Below are 13,650 nucleotides of genomic sequence, written 5' to 3'. Positions count from 1 at the left end.
GTGCACAAAATAACAGCAAATAATTAATTTTCAAAACAGGTTGGTTGGTATGCATAAAGATGAATTAATACAGTTGCACACATTGATGGCACAGATCAGGAGACACTTTGAACATATGGGTATGGATACTTCATTCACGGAGTATGACTCGTTATCCATAAGTCCTCTGCATGTTCACAGGAGCAAGGCAGAACACAAACATGCAATATTCGTTCTTGGCAATGATATTGCAGCAGCTCTTTCCGAGGATGACACTTCCGGAATCGGAAGGACATCTGAAAGGATGCACGAGCTTGCTATGAAGGCAAGCGGCCAGTTAGTAAATACTAACTAAGGCAAATCTTCCCTTTAATTTCTATTCTAGGGTAATATCAGGAATTAAAGCAGGAATCAAAGCTGCAATTACAGGGATAATGTGATTGATGGTGTCAGTCGTTTTTTCATAATGATGCCATCTTCGCCATCCGAATAGTATCCATGTTGAATCCAGCAGGCTATAAAATCCCGACGTTTGTAAAAGTCCTGGGCTCTTGTATTTGTTACTCTTACTTCCAGACTTGCGAATGTAAGAAGCTTGCAGATAAAAACTGAAAGGATGCCATCCATTAGTCGGGCACCAATGCCCATACTTCTGAATCCTTCTCTTACGGCAAGAGAAAATATTCGTCCCTCTGTTTCAGATAGTTCATACCCTACAACAAATCCTACTACATAATTGTTGTATTCTGCAACAAGGAACCCTTCACTGTTCATTTCGTAGAAGTTCATATAAAGAAAGGGATTGTGTTCCGAGAAAGCTTGAGACTCTATCTCCAGAACCTCTTCGAAATCTGATGGTTCAAAGTTCCTTATTACTATCATCTGAAATCACTGTTATTCGATCTTTTTCACATGGCGCAGGTCAACTGCAACTCCACGAATTGATCTTTTCATCTCATCTCCGTTCATATTTGCTCTTCCAACAGCAATTGCTTTTTCTCCACAGATTATGACCTCGTCATTTGGCCTTATCAATGGATCTGCATCAACAACACCAGGTGCCAGAAGAGAGCCACGTGGAACAAAATCATCTATCTTTACGGTATATCGGCCTTTTCCAAGAAGGGCTTTTGCACCTTCTATGGTAATGGCCAGTGTTCCATATTGTGGTATAAGTGTTATAAGTTGCTTTTTCCCAACAAATATCTGGTGTTTGGGGAATGGTCCTTTAACAGTTGATCCTTGCGGAACAAGAATATCTCCTGAACCTTTTCCGAACTGGTAGTCTGCAACAGCTTTCATGAGGTCTTTCTGTGTCTGCTCATGGCTGCGTTTCCTTCCTGTACAAAGTTCTGACACAGTTTTACTGAGATTCTTCAGTGATTCAGGTGAGGAAACATTTCCAAGACTTGTATATATTATATCTATGCCAAGCTTTTCTGCAACCATCTCACATATCACGCGATATGCATCCTCAACATGTGCAACAATACTTGTGTATTTGTGCTTTGTCAGGTAATCCTCAAGACAGGAAGCTACCCATTCTCTTTCCTCTGCATCCCAGTAACCTGTGACTGTAGTATCATAATGCGCAGCAGGATATGTTAGCTCCAGTTCCCTTGGGACGATTCCAAGTGGAGATGTTATTATTACCTCATGGACGAATTTTCTGCTCTTACCAAGTGCATTGATGAATTTCCAGTGTGAATTGGATGTGGAATATGGTTTTCTGGCAGAGCATGGTAGTAGTAGCAGTATATCTGATTCAGGTGGTGTGTATCTTTCCTGTATCCTTTTAGCAAATCTCACAATCTCTGCCCTGTTCTGCGATTCTCCACAGGTGGCAACAAGTGTGTTATTCCTTGCAATAGCATTCTGGCTTTCCACGAAATCATATTCGGAATCAGTAAGTCTCATAAGTGCCGTAAGCCATGTATGCACTCTGCATTGTCCTTCTATATACTCACGCAAAGTTCCTGCACGTATTCTTTCCCTTACAAGTGCAGCTTCTGCTTCCATGGCGTTGATGTTATGTTTTTCTAGAATTACTGCACGGCTCTTTTTATCCATGCCCCTGAGGCTTGTCAGGTCTGTGGATGAACATGCACTGCATCTGCATGGTAATTCGGCAAGTGAATCAAGATAGAATTGTCCTGCAGTTGTAAGATAAATATCATTGTGTCCGGCAATTATTGCTTTAGTATTGTCAAAGACATCGATTCCGAGGTATATCAGCATTGCCAGATTTTCGGGAATTGCTATGTTCGGTGCATAAATTGCAGTATCCGGAGCAATATCCTTTTTCATTTCTAAAAGAACACTGAGGAAAGTTCTTGCATTGTTCTCAAAGCATCCGGCTCCTTCCATGACATACAGGTCATGCTCTTTAACCTGCTGTCCGGCTATGTAAATAGCTCCGGTAGCGCCTGAGTCTTCCATTCCCTCGGCTTTCTCAGCCAGTTTAATCGTCACATTCCGTGGAGCTTCCGGTGTAAGGTCCTGGTGTGGAAGTATTATAAGCGCATCTTCGCCGGCTTTTTGTCTAATTTCCCTGAGATGTTCCTGAGCTTCTTCAAAGCCGGAATATTTCCATAACGATCCGCCGTCTATTATCGGGCTTTCAGGGTTGCCCAGGCTTCTTGTATCTAATATATAAGGTGTACGGATATCTTCCTTCAATAGGAATTTCCCTATCCTTGCAGCACCGTCCCGCTGCTGTACCTCAAAGTATCGTGTCATTGCTGTGTAATAGTTGTAGTCAGATGTAAATGTTTGCCTTCACCAAAAACTATAAATCTCACTATTCCACTTAAAAAACGATTCCATGCAAAAATCCGATTTACTTATAAAACTGCAGGAAATAGTGGGAAATGAGCACGTTTCCGTGTCTGCTGCAGAGCTTTATTGTTATTCATGTGACGCCTCACAGATAAGAGGCATGCCTGATTTTGTTATCAGGCCTGTAAGCACTGAACAGATATCAAAGATAGTCAGTCTTGCAAACGAGAATGAGATTCCTGTGACCGCAAGAGGTGCAGGCACAGGACTTGCCGGAGGTGCTGTTCCGGTAGAAGGCGGCATTGTACTTGACATGTCAGCTATGAACAGAATACTTGAAACAGACCTTGACAACCTTCAGGTAACCATCGAACCAGGTATTGTTCAGGAAAAACTTAACCAGGCGCTTGAGCCATATGGTCTTTTCTTTCCACCTGACCCGGGAAGTTCAGCAATGTGCACCCTTGGTGGACTTATTGCAAACAACGGTAGTGGAATGCGCTCTGTAAAATACGGTACCACTCGCAACTATGTGCTGGGACTTGAAGTTGTTCTTGCAGACGGAACTGTGATCAATACAGGTTCCAAAGCATCAAAATCAGTTGCAGGTTATTCATTAACTGATCTTTTTGTAGGTTCAGAAGGTACACTTGGAATTATAACAAAGGCAACATTGAGACTCCGGGCACTTCCAAAAGAGCGCTCGGTCTTGCTTGCTTCTTTTGACGATCCCGAACACGCAGGTCAGGCAGTAGTAAAAGTCCTCTCATCAGGAATTGTTCCTTCTGCATGTGAAATCCTTGACAGGAACATCATAGAGGCAATTAACACTTTTGACCCTAAGATCGGCTTGCCAAAGGCAGGTGCAATCCTGATGTTCGAAGTAGATGGAACTGAGAACACGGTTCGTGAAGGAATAGAGATGATAAAGGATGCATGCAGTACTCTTGCAACAAGCATCAGGGCAGCTTCGGATAAGAAGGAAAGAGATGAGATATGGGCTGCCAGAAGACTTGTAGGTGCAGCAGTTTCAAGACTTGATCCACTCCGCACTCGTGTTTATGTGGGTGAGGATATCGGTGTCCCGATAAAAGAGCTTCCTGGAATGCTGCATAAGGTACGTGAGATCTCAGAAGAGTTCAAGCTTCCGATCATGACCTACGGTCACATTGGTGATGGAAATCTCCATACAGGAATGTGCATTGATGTGCTAAGCGATGCTGAATGGGAGAAACTGAACAAGGCTGCGGATAAGATCCATCGCACTGCCATAGGTATTGGTGGAACGGTTACTGCAGAGCATGGAGTTGGCAGTGCCAGGGCAAGTTATCTTGAACTTGAACTTGGAAAAGCGCTTGATGTAATGATATTGATTAAAAACGCATTGGACCCGAAGGGTATCATGAACCCGGGTAAAATGGGGGTCTGAAAATGATGAACGATGAAGATATGCGTTCAATATTGAAATGTGTACGTTGCGGTACATGTCGTTCAGTATGTCCTGTTTTTGACGTAAATGGCTGGGAATCATCAAGTTCTCGTGGCCGTATGCTTGTAGCCCATGGCATTTCCCAGGGACTTGAAGTTGATAAGGGTGTTTTCGACAGTATCAACACCTGTACCACATGCGGACTTTGTGAAGAGATATGCCCGTCTGGAGCATCTCCTGTTAAAGTAATAGAGAATGTCAGACATCAGCTTGTGCTACAGGGGAAGATGACCGATGCACAGAAACTGATACGTGCAGACGCTCTTGAAAAAGGAAACCCGCTTGGTGAATCCAAGGATCGAATGGCGTGGCTTGGAGACTCCAGAAACGACCTTCCAGAAAAGTCAAAATATGTGTTTTTTGCAGGTTGTCTTGCCTCCTACCGCTATCCTGAGATCACAAAAAAGACATTTGATATTCTGAGAAAGTTCGGAGTAACTGTACTTGAAGAAGAGGTATGCTGTGGTTCCCCACTTCTGAGAACCGGTTCTGACCCATCCGAACTTATGTCAAAGAATCTGGAGCAGATCAAAAAGACAGGCGCACATACAGTAATCACAGGTTGTGCAGGTTGCTACACGACCCTGAAGAATGATTTCCCTGAAGAACTGAATGTTCTACATGTGACAGAGTTCCTTGCAGAGCGCCTTGCTGAAATGGACCTGAAAAAACTTGATCTGAAAGTTACCTATCATGACCCGTGTCACCTTGGAAGGTGCAATGGTGTATTCGATGCACCAAGGCAGCTCATAAAAGCGGTTTGTTATCTTGAGGAAATGAAGAGCAACAGGGAGAGATCCAAATGTTGCGGAGCAGGTGGCGGAGTGCTAAAAGGCTATCCTGAACTCTCACTTGAACTCTCAAAGAACAGGCTTGAAGAGATTCCAAAGGATGTCGATTATCTGGTAACTGCATGTCCATTGTGTCGCACTAATCTCAAACGTGGCGGCCCAAGGGTTGATGTTCTTGATATTATCGATCTGGTTGAAATGGCTATGGAATAGCCATTTTAGTTTTCTTTTTTCCCGATTGCTTATCAGATCTTAGAAATAGATAAAGAGCATGAGTTTATGCTCTTTTTATTTTCCTTCCTAATACAAAAGCAAATATTGCTCCAAAAGCTCCAAATCCTGGTACTGGCAGACTGTTTTCAGTACCAGTATTTGCCTGTTCAATATTTTCCTGTGAGGATTCCAGTTCTGTATCCTCGTATCCGTTCATTTTTCGAAGTTCAGCATAGTCAATATTGAGTCTTTTAGTTACAAGATATGCAGGATATTGTCCTGACTCGGTATTTCCTCCAAGAACATCGTATACTATGCAGGAACCATCATCTGACCAGTATACTTCATAGATAACTGATTTTTCCCATTCCATTGGTGTGTCTTTAGTATTTTCTATGTAGAAAGGTGTGAGTTCCCTGTGCAGCAGGGTATTGTTGTTAACAGAGCAGATATCTATAGCGTATTGGGCATTTCTGCCGTCATCGAAGAAAACTGCTCTTGGTGCTGCGTACATCTTGCTGTCAGGAGAAAAAGCAACTCCATAATAGCTCATTGTAATTATGTTCTTGATATTGGTCTCTGTTCCCGCAACAGTATCGTTAATGACATAATCTTCAAGACCTACTCCATTTTCCGAATCAAGTGCCTTCATATACACGCTGTAATTTCCATCAGGACTTACGGTTGTTCTTGGAGTAAGTCTATAGTTTAGGTGTATCTGTGAATGCTCCCCATCCTCACTGTACACAACTATCTGATGTGCCTCTAAACTATCAGGGTTCGTGTATGATTTAGAATAGAACATATTCTCAGTCACAGTCTCATCTATGCTTATGACCGGGCTCGCCAGAACAGTAGATGTCTGGATAATAATCACCAATAATAATGGTACCAACAACTTATACTTCATAGCATAACTTCCATTTTTCTTTGAAAAATATACGTTTGAAGTACAGTAAACTAATATATGTTAAAAAGGTAACGATTTTTTCCTAAAAGGTGATGGTAGTTAGTACTACCATCCTCTTTTACCTCCTTTCTTGCGGCTAATCAGGCAGTTCCAGGAATTCCCAACAAGATCCAGTCGATCGGCACGCTTCAATCCTTCATACACCAGATTATAGTTCCCTGGCTCGCGGTAATGCAGCATTGCTCTTTGTATGCTTTTATCTTTCTGGGAAGTTGCCACATATATCTTCTTCCCGGTGAAAGGATCGATCCCTGTGTGGAACATGCATGTTGCCGCTGTCATGGGTGTTGGAGTGAAATCCTGAACCTGTTTGGTATAGCGTCCTGTATCCCGGATGTATTCAGCAGTTTCTATCATGTCATTAAGAGTACATCCCGGATGACTTGACATAAGGAAAGCAACAAGATACTGGTCCTTGCCAAGTTTCTCATTTATTTCCTTGAATTTTTCTTCGAATTTCTCGAATACTTCCCTGTCAGGTTTCTTCATGGCATCGGTGACTTTATTACAATAATGTTCAGGCGCGACCTTCAGTTGCCCACTTACGTGATGAGCACATAGCTCTTCCATGTATTCTTCATCAAGCAATGCAAGGTCATAGCGCACGCCATATCCAACAAAGACCTTCTTAATTCCAGGAATTTCCCTGAGCCTGCGCATAAGCTCAATGAGTTTTTTGTGACTGGTGTTAAGTGACGGGCAGGCTTTCGGATAGATGCAGATCTTGTCCTTGCATACTCCTTTGTCTTCCCAGTTCTTGCAGTCCATTCCATACATATTGGCTGACGGACCACCAAGTCCGTTGATAGTACCTTTGAAACCTTTTATTTCAGTGAAACCTTCTGCTTCCCTGAGAATTGATTCCATGCTGCGGCTGCGTATCATTCTTCCCTGATGCAGGGCAATAGCACAGAAAGAGCATGCACCGAAACAGCCTCTGTGGGTGTTAATGGAGAATCTGACCATATCTAGAGCAGGGACTGGTTCATCGTATGAAGGATGAGTCTCTCTGGTGAATGGAAGTTCATAAACGTGGTCCAGTTCTTTTGTTGTGAGAGGACGCATGGGTTTATTCTGTATGATAACTGTCTTTGGATGGACCTGGATAATGTCATGTCCTTTAATGTGGTTCTGTTCCTGATAAACTGTTTTGAATGTGCTTGCATAGAGTTCTTTGTTCTTTGATACTTCTACATAAGGTGGGATCTCTATCCTATTCACAAGCAATTCATCTTTTTTCTCTTTCCAGGTCTTGATATCCATTTTCCAGACAGTTCCGTCAATGTCTGTAATATCTGAAATCGGAACTTCTTTGTTGAGCCTATCTGCTATCTCAAGTATCTGGAGCTCACCCATTCCATAAACAATGAGATTTGCGGGCGCATCTGCAAGTATTGATTGACGTACTTTATCAGACCAGTAGTCGTACTGTGCAAAACGGCGAAGGGATGCCTCTATTCCTCCGATAATTCTTGGAGTGTCGGGGTAAGCTTCTTTCAGGCGGTTAGAATAAACAATGGTTGCACGGTTAGGGCGTAACCCTGCTTTGTTTCCAGGAGAATATGCGTCATCGTGTCTGAGTCTTTTTGATGGTGTGTAGTTGCTCACCATGGAGTCAGTATTACCTGCACTGATGGCAAAGAAAAGACGTGGTTTTCCAAGTTTCTTAAAGTCTTCAACATCATCCCATTTTGGTTGCGCGATAACTCCTACTCTATAACCTGCATCCTCAAGAACCCTGCCAATGATACTGGTTCCAAACCCTGGATGGTCAACGTAGGCGTCACCTGTGACAATTATGACATCAAGTTCATCCCATCCTTTCTTTTTTGCTTCTTCAATGCTCATGGGCAGGAACTTTGACGTGTCTGCCTTTTTGTTATTCTTGCCGTTCTTATTTCTTTTTTGTTTCATATTGCGTCCTTAGAGTAACATGCTTTTGGACATGCGTAGAGAGAATTGAATCTGCGTGTTAACATCATTCGAGGTAACTTCACCGTGTCCCGGGTAAAGTGTTTTTACATCAAGCTGTACAAGTTTGTTGATTGATTCGGTCAGTTGATTACGGTTGCCACCCTGGAAATCAGTACGTCCGATGCTTCCGTTGGGAAATACTGTGTCGCCTGAAAAAAGGCTCTTTGAATTTGCTTCATAGAGGCAGATCCCACCTGGGGTATGGCCGGGTGTGTGAATTACTTCCAGCTCCTCATCATCTCCTATGGGAATCCTGTCACCTTCTTCCAGAAGCATATCAGGTTTGATTGCAGGTGCCTTGTTTCCAAACATTGCTGCAGCACTTATTGTGTCATTGCTCAGGAGCAGCTCGTCATCTTTGTGAATTGCTATCTTTGCACCGCTTATATCTGCTATTGCCTGTGCAGATGCAGTATGGTCGTAGTGGCAGTGAGTAAGTATTATAAGTTCGAGGTCTTCTATGTCAATGTTCTCCCTGATAGCAGAAATAAGTCCTTCTGTGCTCATTCCGGTATCAACCAGTATTTTTCCGTTAATGAGGTATGAGTTTGCATCATAAAGCCCGATAATAAAATGTTTTACCTGCATGTATATTCTCCAGTACAGAAAAAAAGTCAATTTTAGAGCTCAAATGCCCTGAGAGTATTTTGCATTGTCGCCCTGGCGATTTCTCCTTCATCTATTCCTTTAAGATGTGCGATTACAGGGACCGAGTCTCTTACAAAGACAGGTTCGTTGCGGCCTTTACGTGGTGAGAGGTAAGGGCTGTCAGTTTCAATGAGCATGTTCTCAAGAGGGAGATCTTTTGCAATTTCCTTGTGATGGTCTGAGAAACATACGAGTGTAGGCACTGAAACATAGTGACCTGCATCAACTATGTCCTTCATGGTTTCGATGCTGCCGCCGTAACAATGGAAGACTACCCTGTCAAGGTCTCTGGTCATCTCAAGTGCAAGTTCTTCCCCATCTCTGCCGTGTATTACAAGGGTTTTGTTGTACTGGTCCGCAATGTCAATGACTTTTTGAAAAACCTCTTTTTGCTTCTGTTTTCCTGCTTCATCGGTACAGTAGTAAAAGTCCAGACCAGCTTCACCGATTCCAATGGCTTTGTCAACATTGCGTTCCATCTGGGCAAGTATCTGGTTAATTTTTTCTTTGTTGGTTTCAGGGACCATCTGGGGACTGAGGCCCAGTGTTGCATGGATAAAATCATACTTTCTGGCAAGTTCAAGGGAATTGGCATTGGTTTTGTAATCTATGCCGGAATTTATCATTAAGACAACTCCGCTGTCTTTTGCCCTCATGATTGTCTCATGTCTGTCCTTGTTGAATTTAGGAAAATCAAGGTGACAATGAGAATCTATAACTTCATAGTTCATGTGTATCTGCTCTGAATTATGAGTTCATCATATAGATACTATGGATATGGTATGCTTTAATAGCACATGTATGAAATTAAAAAAGAAAAAAAGAGGATTATAATATCCTCCCGTGACAAGAGAGTATTATTTCTAAATATGGATCTTTTCAGCATTTTCAAGTTCAAGTTCTAATTCTTCTTCAGAGTATTCCCTTAATTCAATGTTCTTTTTTTCAAAGACCTCTTTTACAGAATTGTCTATTTCAGGAACACCGGGTTCTGAGCGTTTGATCAACTCTTTGTCCTGATCGTTCTCATTCTGGAGTTTGAATCTTGTAATTGTATTCATAAGTTTATCTGCCATGCCGGAAAGGACCTGGGCAGATTGCGCAAGCTCTTCCATTGTAGTGCTCTGGTGCTCTATGGCAGCAGTAGTGTTATCTGTACTGGATGCAGATTCCTGTGTGATAGATGCCACTTCATCAATAGAGGATGATATTTCCTGAATCGATGCGGACTGTTGCTGTGCTGCTGCCGCTATATCCTGTACCATTGTTGAAATGCTGCTTCCTGATTCTACTACTTTTTTGATAACGTTTGCAGCTTCATTCAGTGCTTCTGCGCCATGGGATACTTCTTCAGTTCCTCTTTGCATGGAATCTACTGCATTATTTGTGCCTTCCTGTATCTCATGGATCAGATCTGCTATCTGATTGGCTGCATTTCCTGAATTCTCTGCAAGTTTCCTGACCTCATCAGCTACGACTGCAAAACCTTTTCCGTGTTCTCCGGCACGTGCAGCTTCAATTGCAGCGTTCAGTGCAAGCAGGTTTGTCTGGTCGGCGATGCTTGTGATCAGGTTGACTATCTCACCTATCTGCTTGGATTTGCTATCGAGTTCTACGATGGCTTCTGCAGATTCTGAGGATGACATTTTGATATTGTCCATTTTATGTAAGAGATCCTCTGTTATCATTCCAAGGCTGTTGATGAGATTATTTGATTCTTTGGCGTTGTCTGCAGCTTTTTGTGAGTTACCGGCTACTTCCTGGACAGCTTCTGTCATATCGAACATTGCTTTTGCAACGTCTTCGGTCTTCGTCGACTGCATTGTTGCGCCTTTGGCTATTTCTACAATGGAATCGGATATTTCGTTGCTTGCGGTAGATATCTCTTCAGAGGATACTGATATTTTCTCAGCTGTATTTGCAAGAAGTGAAGAACTTTTATTTATCTCAGCAATCAACTCTTTCAGGCTATCTCGCATTGTCTGTACTGATCCGGCAAGAATTCCTACTTCATCCTGTGAACTATTTTCAATGTTTGCTGTCAGGTCACCGGATGCAATTCTTTCAGTGACTTCAACTATGTCCTCAATGGGCTTTGTAATGCTTCGAGCAAAATTACGCGCGAAAAAAGCGACAAAAACTCCTAATATTATCGGGCTGATCAAATAGATGTTTTTAAGGGCAGTCACTTTGTCAAATGATCCTTCTGCAACTGCGTAATTTATCTGTGTGTAACTGATCGCTGAAACAATTAATAAAGGAATTAAACTTAGCACTAGCATAATAATTATGAACTTTCTTTCAATCATCATGTTTTTTAATATATCCACTAAAAATCCTCTCCCTTTTATATTGCAAATAATGTTAATCTGAGCTAAATGTGGGCACAATTATGTGCAACAAATGAACATACATAAAATATACAAATATATTTATATATAAATTTAATCTTTTCTGGTATATTTCTCAAGTTATATTTGAAAAACATGGGTATGTCCAAAATAAGGGGATTCATCTCAGTGATCCCAAAATAGTGTTAAAGATGATTATTTTCTTAAAAAAAGGTCTGGAACCGTGAATTCACGGTTCAGCTAAAAACTGTTATTCCATATTCCAGAGCTTCTTTTTATCAAGAAGCAGGTTTATGGCTGTTATTAGTGCATCAACCGATGCTGTTGCAATGTCTGTGCTGGCGGATTGTGCACTGGCAACACGTCCGTCTTCATCCTGGACAGAGATCGTTACTTCTGCAAGTGCGTCGCTGCCGCCGGTGATGGCTTCAAGACTGAAGTCGCGCACTTTTACTTTGGTGTATCCGCCTATCATAAGTTCTACTGCCTTAAGCGCAGCATCGATTGGTCCGACACCGTAGTTGGATGCGACTGCTTCCTCGTCTCCTACTCTTGCCCTTACAACTGCCGTTGGTGTTGTAAGGTTGCCTGTCATTACGGAAAATTCTTTCAGGACTATGGTCTCATTGCCCAGGTTTCTTCCAAGGACTGTAGATGCAACTGCGCGCAGATCCGCGTCACAGATACGTTTGCCTTTGTTTGCAATATCCTTGATCCTTGCAAGTATCTCGTCCAGTTGTTCTTCGTTGGTCTCAATTCCCATCTCTTCCAGGGATTTCTTGACTGCATGCCTTCCAGCATGCTTTCCAACAACAATGCGGCGCTTGTGACCTACCATTTCTGGTGTCATAATGCCGGGTTCGAAGGTGTCAGCTTTTTCAAGTACTCCATGGGTGTGGATGCCGGATTCGTGAGCAAATGCGTTGTCTCCAACGATTGGTGTGTTTGCTGGCATATGTATGCCAGAGTAAGATTCTACCATTTTTGCTGTTTCGAGTAGATATTCTGTCTTGATATTGGTATTTGCTCCATATATCGAGTGCAGACACATTACTACTTCAGCAAGGTTTGCATTTCCTGCACGTTCTCCGATTCCGTTTACTGTTACCTGTATCTGACTTGCACCTGCTTCTGCAGCCATAAGACTGTTTGCAACTGCAATTCCGAAATCGTTGTGGCAATGTACGTCAATGGGTATGTTTACTTCACCGTTGATGTTCTTTATTAGCTCGTACATTGAGGATGGTGACATTACTCCGACCGTGTCGGGTACATTTATGATGTCACAACCTGCTCCTTCTACTGCTTTGTACACTTCTATAAGATAGTCAAGATCAGTCCTTGTGGCATCCATGGCTGAGAACATACATTTTGCGCCGTGGTCCTTGATGTAGTCTACAGCGTTGACCGCCATGGAAAGAACTTCTTCCCTGCTTTTCTTTATAGTATGTATCCTCTGGATATCAGATGTGGATACAAAGGTGTGTATCATATCAACGTTACAATCTATACATGCATCCAGGTCTTTGGTAAGGACGCGGGCAAGACCACAGACATCGAGACTGAGTCCTTCGTTGGCTATGGCTCGCACATTTTGCTTTTCGCCTTCCGAAGAGACTGGGAAACCAGCTTCGAGCACATCAACACCAAGTTTGTCCAGTTGAAGGGCAATCTTGAGTTTTTGCTCGTTGGTGAGTGATACGCCAGGTGTTTGTTCACCGTCGCGCAGTGTCGTGTCAAAAATAGTCTTGTGTTTATCTATTAGCGGTTTATCGCTGTAAAAAGCGATCCCTCAGTTCTACGGTTGAATTCATGGTAATCACTTCGCCTTGTAACTTATGTTATAAATATTCTCCGCAAAGGAGATGAATATTTCCATTAATATGTTCCATTGATCAGGTAATAATCCATTTTTCTCCGTTTATCCGCAACGCTTATATAGTAAGCTTGTTATGTAAGGGTGCTCGTGAGGAGCCCGGTGATGCGGCCAACGCATCACGAAAATGAGCTCATCGCAGAGCAGAAGATGAAGTATCAAATTTCATTTCATCATGGCAGGTGTGATCAAAGGTCCTTCCTTTGGCTTCGAACCAAGCGTTCGAAAGCCTTATATATGATGGTGACCTTTGAAGGAGTCCGCGCAAATCGCGCGAAAACACTTACAATCACCGCCTTACAAGTGGAGACAGAAGTTTTTTCTGTCTGACGTTGGATTTGGCAGTTCGGTTAATTCTGACCGGTAGTGTATAACTACTAAATAAATTTAAGGAATTAACCAAACTATGTGCAAATAGGAAATATTCTCTCAAAGAGAGTTCTTTCCGACTGATTCCTAAATGACTTCCAAATATTTTGTGTGTGATCAACAACAATTCTGGTTGATCCTGCCAGAGGTCACTGCTATCAGTATTCGATTAAGCCATGCGAGTCAAATGTTCTTCGTGAACATGGCGTACT

At 42.4% G+C, this 13,650-nt stretch carries 11 protein-coding genes and 1 rRNA gene; 4 read left to right on the top strand and 8 right to left on the bottom strand.

All coding sequences use genetic code 11. From position 1 onward, the window contains the following. Positions 1-49: 49 nt before the first annotated feature. Positions 50-334 (top strand): UPF0058 family protein, encoded by a 285-nt coding sequence (locus BLP52_RS11630; RefSeq protein WP_091710660.1) that lies wholly within the window; start codon positions 50-52, stop codon positions 332-334. Between the two features lie 68 nt (positions 335-402). Here BLP52_RS11630 and BLP52_RS11625 read toward each other — a convergent pair whose 3' ends face one another. Further along, positions 403-861: a GNAT family N-acetyltransferase gene (locus BLP52_RS11625; protein WP_238380823.1), complete on the bottom strand. Its 459-nt coding sequence runs from the start codon at positions 859-861 to the stop codon at positions 403-405. Between the two features lie 12 nt (positions 862-873). Next, positions 874-2,718 (bottom strand): archaeosine synthase subunit alpha, encoded by a 1,845-nt coding sequence (gene arcS / locus BLP52_RS11620; protein ID WP_091710659.1) that lies wholly within the window; start codon positions 2,716-2,718, stop codon positions 874-876. A gap of 85 nt (positions 2,719-2,803) precedes the next feature. Here arcS and BLP52_RS11615 point away from each other — a divergent pair, with 85 nt between their 5' ends. Beyond that, positions 2,804-4,186 carry an FAD-binding oxidoreductase gene (locus BLP52_RS11615; RefSeq protein ID WP_091710658.1) on the top strand — a complete coding sequence of 461 codons (1,383 nt, stop codon included), beginning with the start codon at positions 2,804-2,806 and terminating at the stop codon, positions 4,184-4,186. A 2-nt stretch (positions 4,187-4,188) separates the two neighbouring features. Then, complete coding sequence (locus BLP52_RS11610) at positions 4,189-5,250, top strand: (Fe-S)-binding protein (RefSeq protein ID WP_338011381.1); 1,062 nt, start codon at positions 4,189-4,191, stop codon at positions 5,248-5,250. Positions 5,251-5,314: 64 nt separating this feature from the next. Here the strand turns inward: BLP52_RS11610 and BLP52_RS11605 are convergent, their stop codons facing one another. The 6 genes from BLP52_RS11605 to BLP52_RS11580 form a co-directional block, all read right to left on the bottom strand. After that, positions 5,315-6,160 (bottom strand): hypothetical protein, encoded by an 846-nt coding sequence (locus BLP52_RS11605; protein ID WP_154717866.1) that lies wholly within the window; start codon positions 6,158-6,160, stop codon positions 5,315-5,317. A 105-nt stretch (positions 6,161-6,265) separates the two neighbouring features. Next, positions 6,266-8,068: a YgiQ family radical SAM protein gene (locus tag BLP52_RS11600; RefSeq protein WP_238380828.1), complete on the bottom strand. Its 1,803-nt coding sequence runs from the start codon at positions 8,066-8,068 to the stop codon at positions 6,266-6,268. A 75-nt stretch (positions 8,069-8,143) separates the two neighbouring features. Further along, the gene (locus BLP52_RS11595) at positions 8,144-8,782 is read right to left on the bottom strand and encodes an MBL fold metallo-hydrolase (RefSeq protein WP_091710655.1); all 639 of its coding nucleotides are present in this window, start codon (positions 8,780-8,782) and stop codon (positions 8,144-8,146) included. 32 nt (positions 8,783-8,814) lie between these two features. Further along, positions 8,815-9,573 (bottom strand): TatD family hydrolase, encoded by a 759-nt coding sequence (locus BLP52_RS11590; protein ID WP_091710654.1) that lies wholly within the window; start codon positions 9,571-9,573, stop codon positions 8,815-8,817. Positions 9,574-9,705: 132 nt separating this feature from the next. Next, positions 9,706-11,154 carry a methyl-accepting chemotaxis protein gene (locus BLP52_RS11585; RefSeq protein WP_154717865.1) on the bottom strand — a complete coding sequence of 483 codons (1,449 nt, stop codon included), beginning with the start codon at positions 11,152-11,154 and terminating at the stop codon, positions 9,706-9,708. Positions 11,155-11,443: 289 nt separating this feature from the next. Then, positions 11,444-12,955 (bottom strand): 2-isopropylmalate synthase, encoded by a 1,512-nt coding sequence (locus BLP52_RS11580; protein ID WP_091710652.1) that lies wholly within the window; start codon positions 12,953-12,955, stop codon positions 11,444-11,446. Positions 12,956-13,564: 609 nt separating this feature from the next. On the opposite strand from BLP52_RS11580, the gene BLP52_RS11570 reads away from it, so the two are divergent. After that, positions 13,565-13,650: ribosomal RNA gene (locus BLP52_RS11570) — 16S ribosomal RNA — on the top strand; the annotation flags it as partial.

The organism is Methanolobus vulcani (assembly GCF_900100715.1).
GTDB classification, from domain to species: Archaea; Halobacteriota; Methanosarcinia; order Methanosarcinales; family Methanosarcinaceae; genus Methanolobus; species Methanolobus vulcani.
The sequence above is the reverse complement of the archived record's forward strand: the minus strand, read 5'-3'. Positions and strand labels throughout refer to the sequence as shown.